A 22,239-nucleotide genomic window follows, 5' to 3' on the forward strand; every position below is an offset into this window, starting at 1 on the left:
CGTTGCACCCGTTACCGGGTGCGGGAGGAACACATCACCTGCGCTGGTCGATCGGCACGAAGGCCTGGTCTTCCGGGCCGGTGTAGTTGGCGCTGGGGCGGATGATCTTCCCATCGATGCGCTGCTCGATGATGTGCGCGCTCCAGCCGGAGGTGCGCGCGATGACGAACAGCGGGGTGAACATCGCCGTCGGCACGCCCATCATGTGGTAGCTGACCGCGCTGAACCAGTCCAGGTTCGGGAACATCTTCTTGATGTCCCACATCACCGTTTCCAGACGCTCGGCAATGTCGAACATCTTCACGTTCTGCTGCTCGGCCGACAGGTCGCGCGCCACTTCCTTGATCACGTTGTTGCGCGGGTCGCTCACGGTGTAGACGGGGTGGCCGAAGCCGATCACCACTTCCTTGCGTTCGACACGGGCCTTGATGTCGGCCTCGGCGTCGTCCGGGCTGTCGTAGCGCTTCTGCACTTCGAAGGCCACTTCATTGGCGCCGCCGTGCTTGGGACCCCGCAGCGCGCCGATGCCGCCGGTGATGCAGCTGTACATGTCGCTGCCGGTGCCGGCGATGACGCGGCAGGCAAAGGTGGAGGCGTTGAACTCGTGCTCGGCGTACAGGATCAGCGAGGTGTGCATCGCCTTCACCCACGAATCCTGCGGCTTTTCGCCATGCAGCAGGTGGAGGAAGTGGCCGCCGATGGAGTCATCGTCGGTTTCCACGTCGATGGCGCGGCCGTTGTGGCTCCAGTGGTACCAGTACAGCAGCATCGAGCCCAGGCAGGCCATCAGCTTGTCGGCGATGTCGCGCGCGCCCGGATGGTTGTGGTCATCCTTTTCCGGCGACACGCAGCCCAGCACGGACACACCGGTGCGCATCACGTCCATCGGATGCGCCGACGGCGGCAGTTCTTCCAGCGCGGCCTTGACCGCGGCCGGGATACCACGCAGCGACTTCAGCTTGGCCTTGTAGGCCACCAGCTCGGCGCGGGTGGGCAGCTTGCCGTGCACCAACAGGTGAGCGATTTCCTCGAACTCGCTGGTGTTGGCCAGGTCCAGGATGTCGTAGCCCCGGTAGTGCAGGTCGTTGCCGCTGCGGCCGACGGTGCACAGCGCGGTGTTGCCGGCGGCGGTGCCCGACAGGGCGACGGACTTCTTCGGCTTGAAGCCGGGGGCGGTGGTTGCTGCTTCGCTCATGATCCCTCCAGAAAACAAGTGGTGCGACGTTACTTCTTGGCGGCGAACAGCGCATCGAGCTGCTGCTCGAAGGCGTGGTAGCCGATACGGTCGTACAGCTCTTCGCGCGTCTGCATCGCATCGACCACATTACGCTGGTGGCCGTCGCGGCGGATGGTTTCATACACGTTCTCGGCGGCCTTGTTGGCGGCGCGGAACGCGGACAGCGGGAACAGCTGGATGGCAACGCCGGCCGAGGCCAGTTCGTCGCGGGTGAACAACGGGGTCTTGCCGAACTCGGTGATGTTGGCCAGCACCGGCACCTTCACCGCGTCGACGAAGCGGCGGTAGGTGGCCAGGTCGTAGGCGGCCTCGGCGAAGATGCCATCGGCACCGGCCTCGACGCAGGCGATGGCACGTTCGATCGCCGCATCCACGCCGTCCACCTGGATCGCATCGGTGCGCGCGATCAGGAAGAAGTCCGGGTCGGTCTTGGCATCGGCAGCCGCCTTCACGCGATCGACCATCTCGCCCTGGGTGACGATTTCCTTGCCCGGGCGGTGACCGCAGCGCTTGGCGCCCACCTGGTCTTCGATATGGCAGGCGCCCGCGCCGGCCTTGATCAGCGACTTCACGGTCCGCGCGATGTTGAACGCGCTGGGGCCGAAGCCGGTGTCGATGTCCACCATCAGCGGCAGGTCGCACACATCGGTGATGCGGCGCACGTCGATCAGCACGTCTTCCAGGGTGTTGATGCCCAGGTCCGGCAGGCCCAGCGAACCGGCAGCGACGCCGCCACCGGACAGGTAAATGGCGCGGTAGCCAGCGCGCTGCGCCAGCAGGGCGTGGTTGGCGTTGATCGCGCCGATCACCTGCAGGGGCGATTCGGCAGCCAGTGCGGCGCGGAAACGGGCGCCAGCGGAAGAAACAGGGGTGCTCATCGGGCAGCATTCCAGGGTGGTAGACGGGAGTGAAGGCGCAAGGGCCGTGCCAAGTGCCAAGTGTCTGATTTGATTGAGACAGTGCGGCAACACACATGTTTCACCGTGCAACATTGAAACACCTGTAACATGGATGGAACTGAAACATTGAAACGCCACCATGTCGATCAGCCTGCCCCGCCACCGCTCCCGCCTGCCCGACCCCGACGGCGGCAGCCTGCCGGTGATCTGGACCGTCAGCGTGTCGCGCCTGACCGGGCTGCTCGGCGATGTGATCCCCGAGTTCGACCGCCGCGCCCGGATCGTGCCGATCAACCTGGGCTTTGAGGAAGCGGTGGACGTGATCGGCCAGCGCCTGCGCCGCGAGCACTGCGACGTGGTGATCGCCGGTGGCTCCAACGCGGCGTACCTGCGCAGCCGGCTGGAGGTGCCGCTGGTGCCGATCCAGGCCAACGGCTTCGACCTGATGGAAGCGCTGGCGCGGGCGCGCCGGATCGCGCCCCGGATCGGGCTGGTCACCCACGCCACCGACGTGCCCACCTTCGGCAGCTTCCAGCACAGCTTCGGACTGGACATCGAACACCGCCGCTTCGTGACCCGTGAAGACGCCCGCGACTGCATCGCCGACATGCGCGCCAACGGCATCGAAGTGATCGTCGGCACCGGCATGGCCATCGACCATGCCGAACAGATGGGCCTGCCCGGCGTGCTGCTGTACTCGGCCGATTCGGTGCGCCAGGCGTTCGAACACGCGCTGGAACTCACCCAGACCCTGGCGCGGGTGGGCGCGCCCTCGCCGCGACGTCGCCCGCCGGCCCGGCGCCGCGAAACCGACCACGCGCTGCTCGGCGACAGCACCGCGATGCAACAGGTCCGCGACCGTATTGCGCTGTACGCCCCGCACGACAGTACGGTGCTGGTCACCGGCGCGACCGGCACCGGCAAGGAGCTGGTGGCCCGGCAACTGCATGGCGCCAGTGGCCGGCGCGGGCGTTTTGTCGCGCTCAACTGCGGGGCCATCAGTGAATCGCTGCTGGAAGCCGAGCTGTTCGGCTACACCGAAGGTGCCTTCACCGGCGCACGACGCGGCGGCCGTGTCGGCCTGGTCGAGGCGTCCGATGGCGGCACCCTGTTTTTGGATGAAATCGGCGAATTGCCACTGCCGTTGCAGACGCGGCTGCTGCGGGTACTGGAGGAACGCGAAGTGCTGCGCGTGGGTGCCACCGAACCCACGCCGGTGGACGTGCGCGTGGTGGCGGCCACGCTGCAGACGCTGGAATCGCTGGTGGAGGCGCAGCGCTTCCGCCGTGACCTTTACTACCGCCTGGCTGCGTTGCGGATCGCGCTGCCCACCCTGCACGAACGCCGCGAGGACGTGCCGCTGCTGCTGGAACACTTCTTCAACGTGCTCGGCGGCATGCCCTCCCCGCTTGCCGCCACCGCGTTGCAACGGCTGTGCGATTACCCGTGGCCGGGCAACGTGCGCGAGCTGCGCAACATGGTCGACCGGTTGCGCATCCATTGGTCGCAGGGGCGCGGCGAACTGCCGTTGGCGCAGATGCAGGCCTGGCTGCCGGAGCTGGCGTCCTCGCCTGTCGCCGTGCGCGCCGTGGCAGACGCCGCGCCGGACGGCCTGCCCCAGCGCGCGGCCACGCGTCCCGGCAACGACACGCTGCAGCAGCTGCTCGATGCCCACGGCGGCAACCGTGAGCAGGTCGCCCAGGCGCTGGGCGTGTCGCGTACCACGCTGTGGCGCTGGCTGCGCAGCACCGCCGGGTAAGGACGCGGCTTACGCCACGCCGCGCAGGTCCACCGTGGGCCGGTGCGCTGCCGAGCCATCCCAGTGCACCGCCAGCCCTGCTGCAGTGAATGCATCCACGATCCTGCGCCCGACCTGCTCCATGGCAGCGCTGGCGCCCTCCGGCCCGGCCCAGAAGCCCAGGCTCAGATCGCTGCTGCGCTTGGCGCGGTTGAGGTCCTGCCGGGTGTAGAAGCACAGGCCGACCAGGCCGGCCTCCATACCGCCGCGTTCGATGAACTGCTGGGCGGTGTCGGTGAAGCCATCGTCCTGGGTGAGTCCAACGTCCTGCGCGGTGACGATGCCCTGGTCTTCCAGGCGGGCGAACACCGCGGTGATCTTCGCGTGGGCGGCGCGCCAGTGGGTGGCCCGCATCTTCTGCGGCGGCCGGGGCTCTGCCTCCACCGGGATGGGGTAGCCGGTCACCGCAGACAGCAGCGCCTGCACTTCCGGCACCATCGCGTTGACGACGATGGAGTTGCCACCGCCGTCGTGCACCGCCGGGTTCGCACCGGCGTCGAGCAGCATCTGCACGGGCGCACACGCCAGCGCGAATTCAGCGGCCAGGTACAACGCAGTCCGCCCACCGCCACCGAGGTGCTCCAGCGGGCTTCCTGCATCGATAAGCAAGCGCAGGACCTGCAGATGCTGGGCCGCCGGAGTGTCATGGGTTGCGCGCGCCGCACATTCCAGCGCAGTGAAGCCGTAGGCGTCTTCCGCGCTGACATCGGCGCCCGCTGCAAGGGCGGCCTGCACTGCCGCCACGTCCGCCGCCAGGGCGGCCGCGCACAGATCGATGGCAGGCGAAGAAGTGGATGCGGTCGTCATGCAGCAGGTCCGTGCGCGGATGGATTCCTCCGCAAGTATGCAGGACATCGTCGTCCGCCCGATTCTCACCGGCGCCTTCCCACCCGGCGCACCCCGTGCGGTGGCCGATGGATACGCCCTTACGGGAACAGCAACCGCTTGCTCCACTGCCCCTCGTGATCGACCTCATAGCACCAGCGCTCGTGCAGCCGGAACTGCGCGCCGTACCAGAACTCGATCCGCTGCGGCACTACGCGCAGCCCGCTCCAGCCCTCCGGGCGTGGCACCTCGCGGTCGGCGAAGCTGGCCTCGGTGGTGGCCACGCGCGCGTCGAACTCCTCGCGCGATGCCAGTGTCTTTGACTGCAGCGACGCCCATGCGCCGATCTGGCTCATGCGCGGACGCGAGGCGAAGTAGGCATCGGCGTCGGCATCGTCCACCTGCTCGACATGGCCTTCGATCCGCACCTGGATGCCCGCCTCGCGCAGGCTGCGCCACAGGAACAGCAGGGCGGCGCGCGGGTTGCTGCGCAGTTCGCGGCCCTTGTGGCTGTCCAGATGCGTATAGAACACGAACCCGCGCGCGTCGAAGGCCTTGAGCAGCACGGTGCGTGCCGACGGCTGGCCGCTGGTGTCGGCCGTGGCCACGGTCATCGCATTGGGTTCGACTTCCGCGCTGCGTTTGGCTTCCTCGAACAACGCGGCAAAGGTGGACAACGCTTCGGTATACAGATCGGTCATGGTTGGTTTCTTGCCATTCGATTTGGGTTTATTGTCACCGCATGCCTGCCAACGCGTACATGCCCCGCAACAAAGGATTTCCCGACGCACTGGTCGCCCAGGCACTGGACGATGCGCTGGCAGCAGGTTCGGGGGTACCAGTATTGGCGATCAGCGGGCTGCAGGGCAGCGGCAAATCGACGCTGGCCGCCCAGGTGGTCGCGTTGGCCGAACAGCGCGGGCTGCGCGCCGCCGCCCTGTCCATCGATGATTTCTACCTCACCCGCAGTGACCGCCAACGCCTGGCCCGCCAGGTACATCCCCTGCTGCTCACCCGTGGCCCACCGGGTACGCACGACCTGCCACTGGCGCATGCCACCCTGGATGCCATCGCCGCACGCCAGCCGGTGGCCTTGCCGCGTTTCGACAAACTGGCCGACGAACGCGTGGCACGGTCCGATTGGCCACAGGTGCACGGCCCACTGGACCTGCTGGTGTTCGAAGGCTGGTTCCTGGGCACGCCCGCGCAGCCCGAGGCGGACCTGCAGGCACCGTTGAACGCCCTGGAGCGCGACGCCGACGCCGACGGACGCTGGCGGCAGTGGTGCAACCAGGCGCTGGCCGCACACTACCCCGCGCTATGGCAGCGCTGCGACCGCCTGTGGTTCCTGCAGCCGCCGGACTTTGCGGTCGTGCCGCGCTGGCGCTGGCAGCAGGAACAGAACCTGCAGGCTGCGCAACCCGAACGCAGCAGCATGAGCCGCGCCCAGCTGGAGCGCTTCGTGCAGTACTACGAACGGGTCAGCCGACAGGCGCTGCGCACCCTGCCCGGCCTGGCCGACCGGATCATCACGCTGGACGAGCAGCGGCAGGTCGTCACGCCACCTGCGTAAGCGACGCCGACGCCGTCCCCGGCCGTACCGACCGGGCGGCCGCCGGGTGTCCTCAGCCCACCACGAAGGTCACGCGCAGGTTGACCCGCCATTCGGTGATGTTGCCCTCCCCGTCGGTGACCACCTTGGTTTCATTGATCCATGCGCCCTGAATGCCCTTGACCGTTTCGGACACCTTCTTCAGCCCGCTACGCACCGCGTCTTCGACGCTGGTCGTGGAGGACGCGTTGATCTCGATGATTTTGGCCACTGACATGGGCACGCTCCGGCTGCCTGCGGGACATTCCGCAGCCCCCACCATGGGGGCCGGCGCGTAAAGGCCACGGCACGGAAATGTTAGGATCGGGGGTAATGAACCCTGCTCCGAACCTGATCCTGATTGGCCCGATGGGCGCCGGCAAAACCTGCATCGGACGCCGCCTGGCCGAGCGCTTCACGCTGGACTTCGTGGACGCCGACCAGGCCATCGTGGACGCCGCAGGGGCCAGCATCCCGGCGATCTTCGAGCACTCCGGCGAGGCCGGCTTCCGCCAGTACGAACGCCAGGCGCTGCAGACCCTGCTGCGCGGGCGCAACCAGCTGGTCTCCACCGGCGGCGGCGCCGTGCTGGACCCCGACAACCGCGCCATCATCGCCGGGCGCGGTTTCGTGGTGTACCTGCGGGTCAGCGTGGCCGGGCAGCTGGAGCGGCTGGCGCGCGACCGGACCCGGCCCCTGCTGCAGCGCCCGGACCGCAAGCAGGTCCTGCACGACATGGCCGCGCTGCGCGACCCGCTGTACCGCGCACTGGCCGACCTGACCCTGGACACCGACCTCTACACCCCCGCCGAGGCCACCGCGCAGCTGGTACTGCGTCTGGCCGCCCAATGGCAGCGACAGGACCCACCCGCATGACCCCCGCCCCCGTACCGTCGCCGTTGGCGGCGACACGCCCTACACCATCCATATCGGCCCCGGCCTGCTGGGCCAGGGCGAGTTGCTCGCCCGCCATGTGCGCGGCCGCCACGTGCTGCTGCTCAGCGACTCCTCGGTGGCTCCGCTGTACCTGGCCGGCGTGAAAGCGGCACTGCTCGCCGCGCGTCCGGAGCTGCTGATCGGCGAACTGGTGCTGCCGGCCGGCGAAGCGTCCAAGACCCTGGCCAACTTCGGTGAAGCCATCACCGCGCTGGCCGCGCTGGGCGCGACCCGCGATGCCTGCGTGCTCGCCCTGGGCGGCGGCGTTGCCGGCGACCTGGCCGGGTTCGCAGCGGCCTGCTGGATGCGCGGCGTCGACTGCGTGCAGCTGCCCACCTCGTTGCTGGCGATGGTGGACTCTTCGGTAGGCGGCAAGACGGCGGTGGACATTCCCGAAGGCAAGAACCTGGTCGGTGCGTTCCACCCGCCGCGTGCGGTGATCGCCGACACGGCCGCTCTGCGGACCCTGCCGCCGCGCGAACTGCGCGCCGGGCTGGCCGAGGTGATCAAGTACGGCGCCATCCGCGATCCGCTGTTCTTCCGGTGGCTGCAGGCCGAACACGCCGCGTTGCTGGCCGGCGACGATACCGCGCTGGCCCAGGCGATCGCACGCAGCTGCGAGCACAAGGCCGAGATCGTCGCCCGCGACCCGCATGAAAAGGGCGAACGCGCCCTGCTCAACCTGGGCCACACCTTCGGCCATGCAATTGAAACCGAACAGGGCTATGGCGCGCCCGGCAACGACAACCTCAACCACGGCGAAGCGGTGGCGGTGGGCATGGTACTGGCCGCGCGCCTGTCCGCGCAGCTGGGCATGAGCAGCGAGGCCGACACCGCGCAGCTGCGCGACCTGCTGCTGCGCTACGAACTGCCGGTGGAAATTCCCGCCGGACTGGCCCCCGAGGCACTGCTGGCGCGCATGCGCCTGGACAAGAAGAACATCGCCGGGCGGCTGCGGCTGGTGCTGTGGCGGGGCATCGGCCGCGCCGAAGTGGTGGCCGACGTCGACGAAGCCGACGTGCTGCGCGTACTGGCCGCGGCCTGACCTGCGACTGTTGGCCGCAGGTGGGGGGCCGTTACGGCCTGCCCCGGCGTTCACGGCTACAATCGCGGCCATGCGCGTCTTCCTGCAGCACCACCCCGGCGGCACTGAACCGGCCCGCTACCTGCAGCTGACCCTGCAGCCGGACCTGTTCGGCAGTTGGGAACTGCTGCACGAATCGGGCGTGGTGGGCGGTCGCGCGCGGTTGCGTTGCGAGGTGTTCGCGCAGGCCGAGCCGGCCCAGCGCGCCTTCGAAAAGACGCGCGATATCCACCTGCAACGTGGCTACCAGATCACCTACACCAGCGGCGTCGCGCCGCGCTGAGCGCCGGCACAGCCCCGCTCTTTCACCCCGGCCCCGCGCCACCAGAGTCCAAGGAAGCGTTACGTGACCAGCCCCTCCCGCCATGATCGCCTGCTGCGCGCCCTGCGCCGCGAACCGGTGGACTGCACCCCCGTCTGGCTGATGCGCCAGGCCGGCCGCTACCTGCCCGAGTACCGCGCCACCCGCGCCAAGGCCGGCAGCTTCCTGGCCATGGCCAAGAATCCCGACATCGCCTGCGAAGTGACCCTGCAGCCGCTGCGTCGCTTCGACCTGGATGCGGCGATCCTGTTCTCGGACATCCTCACCATTCCCGACGCGATGGGCCTGGAGCTGTACTTCGTCGATGGCGAAGGCCCCAAGTTCCGCCACCCTGTACGCGACACCGCCGCCATCGCCAGACTGGCCGTGCCGGACATGGAAACCGAACTGCGCTACGTCATGGACGCGGTCCGCGTGATCCGCCGCGAGCTGGACGGCAGCGTGCCGCTGATCGGCTTCTCCGGCAGCCCGTGGACGCTGGCCTGCTACATGGTGGAAGGCGGCGGCAGCAAGGACTTCGCGCGCATCAAGGCGATGGCCCTGAACGAACCGGCCGCCCTGCACCAGCTGCTGTCGGTGGTCACCGACGCGGTCATCGCCTACCTCGCCGCCCAGCGCGCCGCCGGCGCCCAGGTACTGCAGGTGTTCGACACCTGGGGCGGCGTGCTCAGCCCCGGCATGTACCGCGAATTCTCGCTGCGCTACCTGACGCGCATCGCCCAGGAACTCGAACGCGGCCAGGGCGAGCAGCGCACCCCGCTGATCCTGTTCGGCAAGGGCACCGGCCTGCACCTGGGCGCACTGGCCGACACCGGCGCCGACGCCCTCGGCGTGGACTGGACCCTGGACCTGTCCGACGCGCTCGCCCGCACCGGCGGCAAGGTTGCCCTGCAGGGCAACCTGGACCCCGCCACCCTGTACGGCAACCCCGAAGCCATCGAACGCGCCGCCCGCCGCGTGCTCGACAGCTACGCCGACGGCAACGGCGGCTCCCGCGAAGGCCACGTGTTCAACCTCGGACACGGCATGTCCCCCGACATGAACCCCGACCACGTGGGCGTGCTGGTCGAGGCCGTGCACCGCTTGAGCAAGCGCTGATCCATCGGCGCGGAGGGCAGCCGACCAACGGTCGGCTCTACCCCCCAAGCACCCCGCAACCGGCAGCCCCCATGCGCCGCGACCGGTAGAGCCACCCCACGGGTGGCTGCACGCAGGCGACGCCGAGCACGGGTAAAGCAAGCGCCGATTGATCGGCACGAACGGCAGCCGACCAACGGTCGGCTCTACCGCCCAAGCACCCCGCAACCGGCAGCCCGCATGCGCCGCAACCGGTAGAGCCATCCCATGGGTGGCTGCACGCAACCCCAGAACATCGTCAGCCACGCATGGCGTGGCTCTACCGCTGTTGCCATGCGCACCGACACCGTGTCGGGGGCTGGCGTGGGTAGGTTGGCGGGACCGTTGGGCGCCATGGATGGCGCCCACGAGCCTCCAAGGATGGATGTACGGCGTGTCCCGCCAACCTACCCACGCCAGCCCAGCCAGGTCACCACCACATCAACAGCTTCGGCTCTGGCTCCAGCTCTGCTTCCACTCGGCAAAGAACTTTGCCCATCCAGTCCACAACCGCATCTTGACCACACCCTGATCCCACATCGGCGATCATGTGCGCCTCGTTGATGAAGGCACCCACGATGACGACCAGCAGCTACGCCTCGATCCGGCCCCTGTTGTGGCTCGTATCGCTGGCGATCTTCATGCAGATGCTGGACTCCACCATCGTCAACACCGCTCTCCCCGCCATGGCCCGCAGCCTCGGCGAAAGCCCCCTGCAGATGCAGTCGGTCGTCTTCAGCTACGCCCTCGCCGTCGCCACCTTCATCCCCGCCTCCGGCTGGATCGCCGACCGCTTCGGCACCCGGCGCACCTTCCTCGTCGCCATCATCCTGTTCACCCTAGGCTCGCTCGCCTGCGCCCTCGCCCAGACCCTCCACCAGCTCGTCGGCGCCCGCGTCCTGCAGGGCATCGGGGGCGCCATGCTGCTCCCCGTCGGCCGCCTCGCCGTCATGCGCTCGGTCTCCCGCGAAGAATTCCTCCGCGCCATGAGCTTCATCGCCATCCCCGCCCTCATCGGCCCCCTCATCGGCCCCACCCTCGGTGGCTGGCTCGTCGAAGTCGCCTCCTGGCACTGGGTCTTCCTGATCAACCTGCCCATCGGCGTCATCGGCTACATCGCCGCCATGAAGGTCATGCCCGACCACTACGCCGAACACCGCACCCGCTTCGACATCGCCGGCTACCTCATGCTCGCCTTCGGCATGGTGGTCCTGTCGCTTGCCCTCGATGGCATCTCCGGCATGGCCACCCCGCACGCCCTGGTCATGCTCATGACCGTAGCCGGCCTAGCCGCCCTGGTCGGCTACTGGCTGCACGCCGCCAATTCCACCGCCCCGCTGTTCTCGCTGGCCTTGTTCCACGTACCCAGCTACCGCATCGGCATCCTCGGCAACCTGTTCTCGCGCATCGGCAGCAGTGCCATGCCCCTGCTCATCCCGCTGCTGCTCCAGGTCGGCATGGGCATGAGCCCCATGAATGCCGGCCTGCTCATGATCCCGGTCGCCGCCGCCGGCATGGTCTCCAAACGCTACGCCGTCAAACTGGTTGAACGCTTCGGCTACCGCCGCGTGCTCATGGTCAACACCGTGCTGGTCGGCCTGGCCATGGCCAGCTTCATCTTCATGACCCCCGGCCAGCCGCTGTGGGTACGCGTCGTCCAGCTGGCCCTGTTCGGCGCGGTCAACTCGCTGCAGTTCACCGTCATGAACACCGTCACCCTGCGCGACCTGGATCGCGACTTCGCCAGCGCCGGCAACAGCTTGCTGTCGATGGTGATGATGCTCGCCACCGGCTTCGGCGCCGCCGCCGCCGGCAGCCTGCTGGCCGCCTTCGCGCATCTTGACCAACTGCACGGTGCCACCGCCGCCCTGCACGCCACCTTCGTCTGCGTCGGCGCCATCACCCTGACCTCCACGCTCATCTTCTGGCAGCTGCCCGATACCCGCCCGTCCCCACGGGATGTGGAGGAGGTCGCCGAATAGGCGACCTCGAGTTGTCATCGGACCCTTGGTCCGATGACAACCCAGCGCACCCACGGTGCGCTCTACCCGCGGGGGTGCCGCAATGCCCGCGCGATCGCCTCCACCAGCAGGTCACCGGTTACCGGCTTGCGCAGGAACCCGCTGAAACCGGCCTCCTGCACCTGCTGTTCAATACCCGGATCGGTACGCGCCGTCACCGCGATCATCGGCATCTCATAGCCCTGGTTGCGCAGGTGCCCGGCCAACTCGATGCCGCCCAGGCCCGGCAGGTCCAGGTCCAGCAGCGCCACGTCGAACGGGGTCCCGCTCACCTCGCGCAGCGCCGCCAGCGCATGTTCGGCATGCACCATGTCGTGCCCGCGCGCACTCAGCAGGCCGATGATCACGCTGGCCACCGTGGCGTCGTCTTCCACCAGCAGGATGCGCAGTGGCGGCAGGCGCAGGCTCTCGCTGCCCGGTTCGCCGCCAGACGGCAGCGCGGCGATGTGGAGCGGCAACGGCAGGCTCACGTTGAAGCGCGTGCCCACGCCCAGCTGGCTCTCCACCCCGATCTGGCCCTGCATGGCCAACGCCAGCTCCCGGCAGATCGCCAGACCCAGCCCACTGCCGCCATATTGCGCCGCCGTGCGCGCCCCGTCGGCTTGTTCGAAGCGACGGAACAGGCGCTGCTGCTGGTCGCTGCTGATGCCCGGGCCGGTGTCGGACACCTCGAAATGCAGGCCGCGTTCGGACGATAGCGTGGTCGCCTTCAGGCGCACTTCGCCGTGCGTGGTGAACTTCACCGCGTTGCCCAGCAGGTTGAGCAGGATCTGCCGCACGCGCACGGCATCGCCCACGCTGGCCAGACCGGCAGGCAGCTGGTTGTCCACCACGAACCGCACGTGCTTCTGCTCGGCAAGCGCGGCCATCAGCGTGCACACATCGCTGACCACGTTGTGGACGTCGAACGGCTGCGACTGCAACTGCAACCGTCCGGACTCGATGCGCGCCAGATCCAGTGCGTCGTTCACAAGATGCAGCAGGTGCTCGCCGGCATGCCGGATGGACGCGGTCCAGCTGCGCTGCTGCGGGTCCAGCGACGAGCCCAGCAGCAATTCGCTCATGCCCAGCACGCCGGTCATCGGCGTGCGTACTTCGTGGCCCAGGTTGGCCAGGAAGCGGGTCTTGGCCGCCGATGCCTGCTCGGCCAGCTCCTGTTTCTGCAGGGCCAGCTGGTAGGCATGCCGACGCTGCAACCGGCGCCGGTACAACCAGGCAATCAGGCTCATCAACAGCAGCGTCATCGAGGTCAGCACCAGCAGCCCGGACATGCTCCGCCACCACGGCGGCATCACCCGGAATTCCAGCGACTGCACCCGCGACCACACCTGGTCGGCCGAACGCGCCTGCACTTCCAGCCGGTAGCGGCCCGGCGGCAACCGCGAGAACACGCGTTCGCCCGCAGGCCCCACTTCCACCCAGTCCGGGTCGTAACCGGCCAGCCGGTAGCGGTAGCTGTTGGACGACGAATCGGCGAACGACAGCAGACGCGCCACGATGCGCAGGTCACGATCGGCGTCGGCCACCTCCAGCGGGGTCAGGTGGGTCAGGTCGGCGACACGGTCACCGCGGCGCACCTCGACCCGCTCGATCACCAGCGGCGCGCGCCGGTTGGAGGGCCGCACCTGGCGTGGGTCGAACACCACCACGCCCGCCGGCGTGCCGCCGACGATGCGGCCGCTGGCGGTGCGGCTCAGCGTGCTGCGGCGGAACTCCTGGCTGGGCAGTCCATCGTGCACCCCATACAGGCGCACATTGCCCATCTGCGGGTCGACGCGGATCAGGCCGCGTGCGCTGGCGGCCCAGACCACGCCCTGCGCATCGACCACCAGCCCAGTCGCCGACACTTCCGGATAGCCCGCACCGCCGCCGATGACGGCCTGCAACAACAGCCGCCCGCCCTGCCACCGGTACTGGCTGAGCCGCCCTTCCTCGGACAGCCACAGGCTGCCGTCGTCACCGCGCGCCAGTGCGTGGATCGCCGCCGAAGGCCCACCGGCCACCGGCTCGAACCGCGAGCGGCCCGGCATCCATTGCAGCAGCCCCTGGTTGGTCGCCACCCATAGCGTGTCGTCCGGTCCGCACAGCAGGTCCAGGGTCAACTGGCCCGCCGCGAGCCCTGCATGGCCGGCGGGCACGCGGTGCAGCACGCGACCGTCCAGGTCGCGCTGCTGCAACCCGGTGGACGCGGCACTCCACAGGCGTTGGCCATCGCAGACCGCCAACGATTCCAGCTGGCCCTCCATCGCCGCGTCAACCGCGGCATCGTGGCCCCACCGTCGGATCGCTCCATCCCGCGGGTCATAGCGCAGCAAGGCCGACATCGAGCCGATCCAGACCTGACCACGGGGGTCCTCCTGCACCGATTGCAGCCACTGCGTGCCATCCACGCCGGTCCGGTGCTGGGTCACCCGGCCGCTGACCGGGTCGAACTTGTCCAGCGCCCCGTGCGTTCCCACCGCCCACACTTCGCCATCGGCGGCGGCGGACATGCCCAGCACGTAGCCATTGCGCAGTGACGCCGGATCATCCTCCAGGCGCGACAGCACCGAGAACTGCCACCACCGCGGCAACAGGTGCCACAACCCGCCATTGACGCTGGCCAGCCAGATCCCGCCTTCGCGGTCTTCATAGGCGCCGGTCCAGTTCGGGCGTACCTGGCCACGTGCCACCGCGCTGTACAACGGCACCTGCTGGAACTGGTTGTCGTAGGCGCGCCCCAGCCCGGAACGGGTATCCAGCCAATAGCCGCCCTGCTCATCGCGCAGCATCATGCCCAGCACCTGATCGCCGGCGGACACCTTCCACGGTGCCGGTTCGAAGCGCCCATCCGGTCGACGGACCAGCACGCCGGTATTGGTGCCGATCCACAGGCTGCCATCGATCTCGGCGGTCAGGCCGTTGATCACCTGCGCCGGCACGTCGCGGCTGGGCACCCGTTCGAAATCCGTGCCGGTCCAGCGTGCCAGGCCCGCCTGCGTGCCGACCCACAGGCTGCCGTCACGGGTGGTGGCCAGGTGGGTCACCGACGCGGCCGGCAGGCTGCGCGGGTTGCCGCGCTCGGGCATGAAGCGGGTCACCTTGCCGTCACGGTCCAGCCGGTGCAGGCCCCCTTCGTAAGTCCCGAACCACACGGTGCCATCGGCGGTCGAGGTGATCGACCAGATCGTGTTGCTGCCGATCTGCGGATGGCTGGCACGGTCGAAGAAGCGCAACTCACGGCGATCGGCCGACATCATCGCCAGGCCGGCATTCTCGGTGCCGATCCACAGCTGGTTGCGCGCATCCACGTGCACGCTCCAGACGTGGTTGTCGCGCAGACCGTCCTCGGCGCGCCAGACGCGGTAGTTGCGTCCGTCGTAGCGGGCCAGCCCGTCGTTGGTGGCGATCCACAGGTAGCCATAGCCATCTTCGGCCATGCGGTTGACCGTGTTGGACGGCAAGCCATCGAACACCGTCAGCTGGCGTGGCGTAGGTGGCACGGGCTGGGCCTGGCCGACGGTCGGCCACAGCCATGCGATCCCGATCAGGAGCAGCCAACGCAATGACACCACTGGTGGATCTCCCCCATCGTCCATGGATGCATCCCAGGGGGCTATGCGCGCGCGATGCTGCCGGCGCGCCGATCCCGGGCCTGTCCGCATGGTAAACGGTTCGCTACGCGGCGACGATCCGCCCAGGCCGCCGCGCGGCGCGCACCGCCGCCAGCAGCTGCTCGCCGCCGGCCGGCTTGTGCAGCCAGCCTGCCGCACCCGCCGCCGCCGACCGTTCTGCAAGGTCGGGGTCGCGGCGCGCCGTGAGGACCACCACCGGCACCGGGCAGCCCTGTGCGCCCAGCATGTCCAGCAGCTGCCACCCGTCCACGCCGGGCAGGTCCAGGTCCAGCAGCACCACGTCGAACCGTGCCACCGCCAGCTCGCCCAACGCGGCCAGTGCGTGCGGCGCGGTGACCACCTGTGCGCCGCCGGCCGCCAGCAGGCCGGCGTGCACATCGGCCACCAGCGGTTCGTCTTCCACCAGCAGCACCCGCTCGCCGTGGCGTACCCCCGCGCTGTCCATGGCCACGCCGGAAGGTGCCGGCGCGCAGGTGGGGCATGCTTTGCCCGTGGCCATCGGCAGGCTCAGCAGCACCCTCCCACCCGAGCCGCCCCGCGCGCAGACCAGCCGAACCCGCCCCCCCAGCGCGCGCGCGCCGGCTCGGGCGAACTCCAGCGCATCACCGGACAGGATCCCGGACGGCAGCGGGGTTGCGCGCGCGGCGAACGCATCGATATCCACCAGCACGCCACTGCGCCCGGGCAACCAGCTGGCACGGAACGACATCCTGCACGCGCCCAGCGTCTGCACCATGACATCCACTATTCGCTGCAGCACCTGCTGCACGCGCTCGGGATCGGTATGCACGCGCGCTGCACCGGGCAGGTCCACGCATGCCGCCAGGCTGCTGCCCTGCGCGCACAGGTCCAGCTGCGCGCTCTGCCGCCAGCGCTGCAGCAACGCGGGCAATTCAACCTCGCGGCACTGCAGTGGCAACCGGCCCGCATCCATGCGGGCGTCATCCAGTGCCTGGTTGACGATAGCCAGCAACTGCCGACCACCGCGATCGATCCGTTGCAGCCGACGCCGTTGCTGCGCATCCAGCGGCGAGGCCAGCAGCAGTTCGGTCATCCCCAGTACGCCTGTCAACGGCGTACGCACTTCGTGCCCGAACGTGGCCAGGTAGTGCGCCTTGGCCTGCGCCGACTGCTGTGCCCATGCGTGCCGCTGCGCCGTGGCGCGGCGCGCGCGTGACCGCGACAAGCTGCGCCCGCCCAGCCAGGCCAGAATCCCCAGCACCCCGACTACGCTGGCGGCGTGCGCAACGGACGGCTGCCCGTACTGCCAGCCATCGGGCTGTACGTCCAATACCAAGGTGTGCGCCGCCGACCAGCATCCCTCGCCGCTACGCTCCTGGTACTCCAGCACATGGCGACCGGGTGCCAGCTTCGGAAAATCCACCGTGCCACGGCTGCGGGTGCGGTGCCATCCACGTGCGCCATCGCGCAGCCGAAAACGATACTGCTGGTCCGGGTCGAGCTGGGCGGACAGGACCCTGGCGGTGATCTGGATGTCACGATCCTCTGCCCGCAGCTGCAGCGACGCCGCCGGTGGCAGCGTGAGCAGGCGCTGGTCCCGGCGTACCTGCACCCGTTCGATCACCAGCGCCGACGGCGTGGCCGGGCGCGCCAGAAGCGCAGGGTCGAACGCGATCGCGCCGTCGGCGTCGATGGCCAGCATCTGCCGCCCCTGCGCCTGCAGGCGTGCCTTCAGCAGGGGGGCCGGGATGCCGTCATCGCGCGTGAACACGCGGAGCTCATTCCAGGGAGGTGCAACCCGCAGCAGGCCATGGCTGGAAACGCCCCACAGCACGCCATCGGCGTCGGTGGCCATTGCATGCACCGCCTGTGCCGGCACGCCATCGCGCTCATCCAGACGTAGGCTGCGCAGCAGGCGCCCGTCGTGCCATTGGTAGCGATGAAGTGCGCCCGTGCTGGCCACCCACAGGTGCCCATCGGCGGCAACGTGCAACGCAGTGATTGCCGTGGGTGCACCGGCGACAGGTTGCAGCTGCGCGCCGCTCCAGCGCATCAACCCCTCGCGGCTGCCCAGCCAGACGCCGCCGTCGCTTGCACAATGCAGCGACACGGGCCCGTGCAGCGGTGCCTGCCCGGCCCCCTGCAGCGGCCAGCGCACCTGCCGACGCCGCGCCGGTCCGCGGCCCTCCAGCATGCCGGCGTGGAGGCGCCAGTAGCGGGCGTCGTTGCAGGCCAGCTCCTCGCTTGTCCGCGCCGACGCGGGCAGAAAACCGTCCAGCCCCACCTGCCCTGCGGGCGCCTGCCGTCGCGTGAACTGTGACCATCGCGGTGGCAGGCGCCACAGCCCCAGATGGCTTCCCAGCAGCCACGCGCCGCCATTCCGATCTTCAAAGGCGCCCCGCAGGCTCGGGGGCGCACCGCGTCCGGCCATGGCGAACGACACGGGGGTTGCAGCGCCGCCATCCACGGGCTGGTGCCAGATCCGACCGGGTTCGGCCAGCCAGTGCGCGCCATCGCCACCGATACCCAACAGGCGACGCTGGGCAGGGACGGGGGCGGCCTGCAACGCGGTGCACGCGGTGCCACGCCACTGGCCCAGGGCCGTGCTTGCCCACACCACGCCTGCGCTGTCCTGGTGCAATCCAAGGACCGCCGCGTGCGCCACGCGTGGATCGGGCGGGCGATGGAAGCGCCCGGCCTGCCAACAGGCCAATCCCTGCGATGTGCCTATCCAGAGCACACCACGATCATCGACCACCAAATGCCCGACATCTCCGGCCGGCACGCCGTCATCGCGCAGCGTCGGCAGGAACTGCCGGAGACGCTGCTGACGGTCCAGCCGAAACAGCCCGGCGCCACGGGTACCGAACCACACCCCGCCTTCTGCGTCAGGCAGCACCGCGCTGATCGGCACCCCGGCCAGGGCCGGGTGGCCGGCGCCACCAAACCCGTCGATCCGGCTGCGGTCGGCCGACATCCGCATCAGCGTGCCGTAACCGGTTCCCATCCAGAGCTGGTCCTGGGCGTCCACGGCCAGGCTGGGCAACACGTTGTCGGCCAATCCCTGCTCGCGGCGCCAGAGGCGGAACTGGCGCCCGTCGAAACGCGCCAGCCCGTCGTCGGTGGCAAACCACAGATATCCCTGCCGATCCTGGACAACCTGGTGCACGGCATTGGAAGGCAGGCCATCGGCCGTCGTCACACGGGCGGCCTCGGGCACGCGCGACGCCGCTGCCGAGGCGATCGATGCCAGCAGCAACAGTGCCAGGGTCCGCCATGCCAACCGGCGCATCATCGCACTGCCCGGCACTGCAGCAGCGCCGCACGCAGCGCGGCATCGCCGAGTGGCAGCCGGACGAAGGCAGTGAAGCCGGCCGCCATCGCATCGCGTTCTGCGTCGGCATCGGCACGTGGGGTCAACGCCAGTCGCGGTACCCCCGGCCAGCGTTGCGCCAGCCACGTCCCGGCCAGCGCATCGCCCATCCGCAGGTCCGGGTCGGTTGCGATCAGTTGCCAGGACCCCGCCGGTCCGCCTGGCAGCGCGCTGGGATCGTCGCATCCCACGACCACCCGACACCCCTGCGCGCGCAGAAGCGCCGCAACGACGTCGGCGATGTCCGGATCCGGCAACAGCAGCAGGATCGTTGTACCGACCAGAGCCGCCCCATCGGTCTCCGCGTGCGTGGCAGGCGCGGTTGTCGGCTGCGGCGTGGTTTCCAAGGGCAGCTGCACCTCGAAACGGGTCCCCAGCCCGGGCCGGCTGTCCACCGTGATATCGCCCCCCATCGCCTGGGCCAGTTCGCGGCTGATCGCCAGGCCCAGGCCGCTGCCACCGTGGCGGGCCATCGTCGCGGCCTCGTCGGCCTGCTCGAAGCGCTGGAACAACCGCTGCACCTGTGCGGCGGTCATGCCCGGCCCTGTGTCGGCCACCACCAGTTGCAGGCCCTGCCCTTGCGGGCCGGCCTGTATCGATACCTCGACGCGTCCCTGCGCGGTGAACTTCACCGCATTGCCGACCAGGTTGAGCAGTATCTGGCGCAACCGCCGGGGGTCGCCCAACAGCCACCGCTGCGGATCCAGACGGCTGCTCCAGTGCAGCTGCACGTGCTTGGCATCGGCCACGGGCGACATCAACGCATGGAGTTCATGCAGCAGCACCACCGGCGAAAACGCCACGTGGTCCAGCTGAAGACGCCCGGCTTCAATGCTGGCCAGGTCCAGGGCATCGTCCACCAGCTGCACCAGGTGCAGCCCCGCACGGCGCAGGCTGTCGGCCCGTGCACGCTGCGGCGGCGTTAGCGGACCCTGCAGCAGCAGTTCGCTCCAGCCGGCGATGATCGTGATCGGAATGCGGATGCGCCTGCCAAGACGCCTCAGGAAGCGCGTGCGGCGCGCCGACGCCTGCTCGGCCAGGCAGCGCTGCATGCGTGCCTCGCGCAGGGCGGCGCGCTGCCGCAGCGCGTAGGTGACCAGCCGTCCCAGCAGGACCACCGCCAGCGCCGCGGTCAGCAGCGCTACGCCTTGGCCTGCAGCCATCTCCCACCATCCCGGCGCCACCTGCAGCAGCCGCTCGGCCGGGGCCGACCACGCACCGTCGCCGTGCCGTGCCTGTACCGCCAGTCGGTGCTCACCGGCGGGCAGGCGCGCAAACGTGCGCAGCGCCACCGGCCCGGTCTCCACCCAGTCCGGGTCATGGCCTTCCAGACGGAACCGGTGCTGGATGCGATCGGCATCGCCCGGGCCCAGTAGATTGACTGCGACCTGGATGTTGCGGTCGCTGCTGGCCAACGGCACCGTCGCCGCATCGGTGCGCAGGGTCAGCGGCGTGCCCTTGCGCTCGACCCGTACCGCGTTGACCACCAGTACAGGCGTCGGCCCCTGTTCGACCACGGCCGCGGGCTCGATCAGCAGCAGCCCGCCCTCGCGCACGGCCGCAGCCAGCACACCGGTGCCCAGCCGTACCAGACGGTGCGCGAGGACTTCCTGCACCGGCAGGCCGTCGGCACTGCCCAGCACGCGCACCCGGCCCCGCTCCGGGACCAGCCGTACCATGCCGCGCGCGGCACCGGCCCACACGATGCCCTGGCCATCCACCACCAACGCCTCTGCGCGCAGCAGCGGGTAGCCCTGCGCGCCCTCGAACCGGCGCAGCCGGTGCAGCACGCGTCCATCCCAGCGATGCTGTTCCAGCGCGTCCTGACGGCTGAGCCAGAGGCTTCCATCGTCGGCCTCGGCCATGGCCGCCACTGCACTGCCCGTGGGTTCTGCTGGCACGAAGCGGCCGCGGGATGTATCCCATGTCTTGAGCCCATCGCGATCGGTCGCCCACAGCACACCGTCCCGGCTGCACAACAGCTGCCGTCCCGACATCGACGCGCTCAGGCCCAGGGTGCCGGGGGACTGCGCCAGCTGTCGCCTGCCCTGCGCTGACCAGTGCTGGATCTGGCCGCTGCCGGCCACCCACACCGTGCCATCCGGACAGGTCTGCAGGTGCGCGCCCGCGTCGTTGAATGACCCGCCCAGCGACCACCGACGCACCTCCCCGCGCGCAGGATCGTAGCGCGTCAACTGCCCGGCACTGGCGATCCAGAGCCGCTGCTGCCGATCCTCTGCCATGCCCACCGGCTGCGCGCTGGGGCCGGCATGGGGCAGGTCAAGATGCGCGCTGCTCGCACCGGTGCGCAGGTCAAGGCGCTGCAGCCGGCCCTGGCTGCCCGCCACCCACAGCCGGCCATCGGCCGCCGCGGCCAGGGCCAGCACGTCATGACTGCGAATGCCCGGCAGCCCGTCGCCCGCCATCGGCAATGCGGTGAATTCACGCCACCGCGCGGGCAGCCGCCACACGCCGTGCGCCCTGCTCAGGAACCAGATGTCGCCGTGCCGGTCCTGCACCGCCGCGTACATCTCCACCGCGCGCGTTGATGGTCCCTGCAACGGCCTGAGGGGAACGCGCTGGCGGTGCGTTCCGCGCGTCAGGTACAGGCCCGTGCCCCGCTGCGTCCACAACGCGCCATCGGCGCTGCGCAGCAGCGGTCGCCCGGACGCCGACACGCTGCCGGACCGCCTCCCCATGGCTTCTCCCCATGTACGTACGCCATTGCTGGCATGGATGCCGCCCTGGGGATCAGGCCACAGCGCCTGTATTGGACCGTCAGCGCCCTGGGCGGTGCCGGCACGCTGCAGACGGCCGTCGGCAAAACGACGCACCCCCTGCGACGTTCCTACCCACAGGCGCCCGACGTGGTCGATGGCCAGGGCAGTGACCGAGTCTGCGGCGGCATCCACCAGCTGCCAGCGCGCATCCAGTGCCGGCAGCATGTACAGACGATGATCCGATCCAATGACCCACAGCGGGCTGCCACCACCGCCGGCAATGGCATGGATGGTGCCGCTGCGCACGGCCCACGGCACCTGTGCACCGGCGCGCTCGAAGCGGCGGCGGTCAACACCCAGCATCAGCAGCCCCTGCGAGGCCGTGCCCACCCATACCCTGCCTGCGGGGTCGACGTGCAACGCGTGCAGGGTGGTGTCGTGCAACCCGTGTTCGTCCCCCCACACCCGCGACCGCCGTCCATCAAAACGCAGCAGGCCTTCACTGCTGGCCATCCACAGATAGCCGGTGGCATCTTCGGCCATCGCATGGATGCCCGTGGTGGGCAGGCCATCGATGACACCCAGTTGCCGTGGCCAGGGCAGATCAAGCACCGACGCCAGCAGCGCCCATGGCCAGCACCCCAGCATCAGTGCCACCAGCCCGCGGCCGCCGATCCGCCGCCCTGTCCTGCCTACACGCACCTGTGATTGAACGGGAAACAAGTCATCGCGCGACAGTAAA

Annotated in this window: 16 protein-coding genes; 7 read left to right on the top strand and 9 right to left on the bottom strand. The window is 69.5% G+C overall.

All coding sequences use genetic code 11. The features are described from left to right. Window positions 1-34: 34 nt before the first annotated feature. Entirely contained in the window at window positions 35-1,195 is a 1,161-nt protein-coding gene (prpC, locus tag GQ674_RS14015; RefSeq protein WP_128097020.1) for a 2-methylcitrate synthase, read from the bottom strand. A gap of 29 nt (window positions 1,196-1,224) precedes the next feature. Next, the gene (gene prpB, locus GQ674_RS14020) at window positions 1,225-2,115 is read right to left on the bottom strand and encodes a methylisocitrate lyase (protein WP_159497565.1); all 891 of its coding nucleotides are present in this window, start codon (window positions 2,113-2,115) and stop codon (window positions 1,225-1,227) included. A 160-nt stretch (window positions 2,116-2,275) separates the two neighbouring features. Here prpB and prpR point away from each other — a divergent pair, with 160 nt between their 5' ends. Next, window positions 2,276-3,895, top strand: a complete 1,620-nt coding sequence (gene prpR / locus GQ674_RS14025; protein ID WP_159497566.1) for a propionate catabolism operon regulatory protein PrpR — start codon at window positions 2,276-2,278, stop codon at window positions 3,893-3,895. A 9-nt stretch (window positions 3,896-3,904) separates the two neighbouring features. Here the strand turns inward: prpR and GQ674_RS14030 are convergent, their stop codons facing one another. Both GQ674_RS14030 and pdxH read right to left on the bottom strand, forming a co-directional pair. Next, on the bottom strand, window positions 3,905-4,741 hold the full coding sequence (locus tag GQ674_RS14030) for an ankyrin repeat domain-containing protein (RefSeq protein ID WP_201290163.1): 837 nt from the start codon (window positions 4,739-4,741) through the stop codon (window positions 3,905-3,907). Between the two features lie 119 nt (window positions 4,742-4,860). Continuing rightward, on the bottom strand, window positions 4,861-5,460 hold the full coding sequence (gene pdxH / locus GQ674_RS14035) for a pyridoxamine 5'-phosphate oxidase (protein WP_159497567.1): 600 nt from the start codon (window positions 5,458-5,460) through the stop codon (window positions 4,861-4,863). A 41-nt stretch (window positions 5,461-5,501) separates the two neighbouring features. Between pdxH and GQ674_RS14040 the strand changes: the two genes are divergently transcribed. Continuing rightward, window positions 5,502-6,332 (top strand): kinase, encoded by an 831-nt coding sequence (locus GQ674_RS14040; protein ID WP_159497568.1) that lies wholly within the window; start codon window positions 5,502-5,504, stop codon window positions 6,330-6,332. Window positions 6,333-6,384: 52 nt separating this feature from the next. Here the strand turns inward: GQ674_RS14040 and GQ674_RS14045 are convergent, their stop codons facing one another. Next, complete coding sequence (locus tag GQ674_RS14045) at window positions 6,385-6,588, bottom strand: dodecin family protein (protein WP_159497569.1); 204 nt, start codon at window positions 6,586-6,588, stop codon at window positions 6,385-6,387. Window positions 6,589-6,683: 95 nt separating this feature from the next. Here GQ674_RS14045 and GQ674_RS14050 point away from each other — a divergent pair, with 95 nt between their 5' ends. From GQ674_RS14050 to hemE, 4 genes are all read left to right on the top strand, one after another. Then, the gene (locus GQ674_RS14050; protein WP_159497570.1) at window positions 6,684-7,226 is read left to right on the top strand and encodes a shikimate kinase; all 543 of its coding nucleotides are present in this window, start codon (window positions 6,684-6,686) and stop codon (window positions 7,224-7,226) included. 46 nt (window positions 7,227-7,272) lie between these two features. Beyond that, window positions 7,273-8,331, top strand: coding sequence for a 3-dehydroquinate synthase (aroB, locus tag GQ674_RS14055; protein ID WP_159499458.1), 1,059 nt, complete (start codon window positions 7,273-7,275; stop codon window positions 8,329-8,331). Window positions 8,332-8,401: 70 nt separating this feature from the next. Next, window positions 8,402-8,653 carry a WGR domain-containing protein gene (locus GQ674_RS14060; RefSeq protein ID WP_128097105.1) on the top strand — a complete coding sequence of 84 codons (252 nt, stop codon included), beginning with the start codon at window positions 8,402-8,404 and terminating at the stop codon, window positions 8,651-8,653. Window positions 8,654-8,716: 63 nt separating this feature from the next. Then, window positions 8,717-9,790 (top strand): uroporphyrinogen decarboxylase, encoded by a 1,074-nt coding sequence (hemE, locus tag GQ674_RS14065; protein WP_159497571.1) that lies wholly within the window; start codon window positions 8,717-8,719, stop codon window positions 9,788-9,790. 448 nt (window positions 9,791-10,238) lie between these two features. Here the strand turns inward: hemE and GQ674_RS14070 are convergent, their stop codons facing one another. After that, window positions 10,239-10,385 carry a hypothetical protein gene (locus GQ674_RS14070; RefSeq protein WP_159497572.1) on the bottom strand — a complete coding sequence of 49 codons (147 nt, stop codon included), beginning with the start codon at window positions 10,383-10,385 and terminating at the stop codon, window positions 10,239-10,241. A 1-nt stretch (window position 10,386) separates the two neighbouring features. On the opposite strand from GQ674_RS14070, the gene mdtD reads away from it, so the two are divergent. Next, window positions 10,387-11,790 (top strand): multidrug transporter subunit MdtD, encoded by a 1,404-nt coding sequence (gene mdtD, locus GQ674_RS14075; protein WP_159497573.1) that lies wholly within the window; start codon window positions 10,387-10,389, stop codon window positions 11,788-11,790. Window positions 11,791-11,852: 62 nt separating this feature from the next. Here the strand turns inward: mdtD and GQ674_RS14080 are convergent, their stop codons facing one another. The 3 genes from GQ674_RS14080 to GQ674_RS14090 form a co-directional block, all read right to left on the bottom strand. Further along, complete coding sequence (locus GQ674_RS14080; RefSeq protein ID WP_236546085.1) at window positions 11,853-15,383, bottom strand: two-component regulator propeller domain-containing protein; 3,531 nt, start codon at window positions 15,381-15,383, stop codon at window positions 11,853-11,855. Window positions 15,384-15,486: 103 nt separating this feature from the next. Next, the gene (locus GQ674_RS14085; RefSeq protein ID WP_159497575.1) at window positions 15,487-18,696 is read right to left on the bottom strand and encodes a two-component regulator propeller domain-containing protein; all 3,210 of its coding nucleotides are present in this window, start codon (window positions 18,694-18,696) and stop codon (window positions 15,487-15,489) included. After that, the gene (locus tag GQ674_RS14090) at window positions 18,696-22,145 is read right to left on the bottom strand and encodes an ATP-binding protein (protein ID WP_236546311.1); all 3,450 of its coding nucleotides are present in this window, start codon (window positions 22,143-22,145) and stop codon (window positions 18,696-18,698) included. The genes GQ674_RS14085 and GQ674_RS14090 overlap by 1 nt, the downstream gene beginning before the upstream one ends. Window positions 22,146-22,239 lie beyond the last annotated feature (94 nt).

Source organism: Stenotrophomonas sp. 364 (assembly GCF_009832905.1).
Lineage (GTDB): Bacteria > Pseudomonadota > Gammaproteobacteria > Xanthomonadales > Xanthomonadaceae > Stenotrophomonas > Stenotrophomonas maltophilia_AP.